This window comes from Psychromonas sp. SP041, assembly GCF_000470315.2.
Taxonomy (GTDB): domain Bacteria; phylum Pseudomonadota; class Gammaproteobacteria; order Enterobacterales; family Psychromonadaceae; genus Psychromonas.
In genome coordinates this window covers 1-1,457 of the sequence record NZ_CBRF02000088.1, presented here as the reverse complement: position 1 = coordinate 1,457, position 1,457 = coordinate 1, and the positions used below count along the sequence as shown (strand labels likewise).

The following is a 1,457-nucleotide window of genomic DNA, read 5'->3' as shown; positions in this document are numbered from 1 at the left end:
CTGAATCATCAACATTCCTTTAGTATAAAAACCGCTATTTACTATAATAAGTAAACCAACCTCAAACGGGCTTGTCCAACACCCGAATAAGGTGTCGGCTGCGCGACACCTATTCTTGTTTGTTAGCTGTATATTCTGATGGTCAAAAGATGCTTTATTTAGGCATCTCGAATTGTGGCATTAGAACAACAAAACCTTCCGTAACTTCGTTTCTTAGTTTAGATAACTCTCGACTTTCATTCGATTCGTAAAAACTTTTTGCTAACTCTCTATTTTTGAATTTGTAAACAACCATATGTGAATACGGAGAAGAGCCTTCCAAGCAGTCAGCATGATTGGCAATGACTAATTCACCACCAAACTTTTCAACTATTGGCACTGATAACGGACCTAACAACTCGATTCTTTCTTTATCGATAATATTGTAATGGTAAATAATATAGCAACTCATTGCATACCTCTTTTACAGCTAACACCGCGCTAAGTGGACTAAAATGGTGGGTTATAATGTGTAGCGAAGCGAAACTTAACCCACTGTTTTAGTTAAGTTTTAAGCGCCTTGCATGGATAATATCCCCACCAAATAGTTACCTTTTAAACCAGTTTAGGTAAAGTGAGGCCCAAGCTTTGGCTGCAACCAAAGCCTTCTTATACAGCAGCTCGATTAAGCGAAGGATCCTCATTTGAGAGACCGATAACAAGTATGAGCGCTGTATAGGACTCCAAGCATTAAACTCGAATAGTCAACTGGGCCTCGAGCCCGAATAGCAAGGCGGAGTCAGCTTATTATGAATTGCAAAAAAAATCAAAAAGAAATCACCATCGGTGTCGACACGGGTAAGTTCCAACTCGATATTCATATCAGACCTTTAGATATCTACTTTACAGTAGATAACAACGAAAAAGGCATTAAAGAAGCGTTAAAGAAAATCAAACCGCATAAACCGACCCGCATTGTCATTGAAGCAACTGGTCGACTTGAGCATACATTTATTATGGCTTGCTCAGAAGCAAAGTTACCCTTTGCAGTAGCCAATCCTGCTCATGTTAAAAAGTTTGCAGGGGCAATCGGGCGTAAGGCTAAAACAGATAAACTAGATGCCCAGCTGATCGCTCATTATGGTGAAGCCATTAAACCATCACTATCCACGTTAAAGCCAGAAAACATGCAGTTAATGAGTGATTTGTTATCACGAAGAAGACAGCTTATGACGATGCAGACAATGGAAAAAAATCGTCTTCAAATTATGCCTAAAGAAATTACTAGTATCATCAAACCTATTTTAACGGCCATCAAAAATCAGATAGAAAAAGTCGATATTAAGTTAAGTAACCTGAGTTCTGGATAAGCAATAGCATTTATTAGACTGCCATCATCTCTAATTCACTTTTAGATATCTTAATACGTGGCTTTTGTTTTTTTACGCAATAGGCCACTATTCCTGAAATGACATTGA

At 38.2% G+C, this 1,457-nt stretch carries 1 protein-coding gene and 2 pseudogenes; 1 reads left to right on the top strand and 2 read right to left on the bottom strand.

Annotated elements, in window-relative coordinates; all coding sequences use genetic code 11:
* Positions 1-154: 154 nt before the first annotated feature.
* Positions 155-451, bottom strand: a complete 297-nt coding sequence (locus SP041_RS20650; protein ID WP_025562347.1) for a DUF1330 domain-containing protein — start codon at positions 449-451, stop codon at positions 155-157.
* A 337-nt stretch (positions 452-788) separates the two neighbouring features.
* On the opposite strand from SP041_RS20650, the pseudogene SP041_RS20645 reads away from it, so the two are divergent.
* A pseudogene (locus SP041_RS20645) lies at positions 789-1,328 on the top strand (transposase); the annotation flags it as partial.
* A gap of 34 nt (positions 1,329-1,362) precedes the next feature.
* On the opposite strand, the pseudogene SP041_RS20640 reads toward SP041_RS20645, so the two are convergent.
* A pseudogene (locus SP041_RS20640) lies at positions 1,363-1,457 on the bottom strand (IS982 family transposase); the annotation flags it as partial.

Coding starts and splice junctions, on each gene's coding strand:
- SP041_RS20650 (WP_025562347.1), bottom strand. CDS start 451: ATGAGTTGCTATATTATTTACCATTACAATATTATCGATAAAGAAAGA.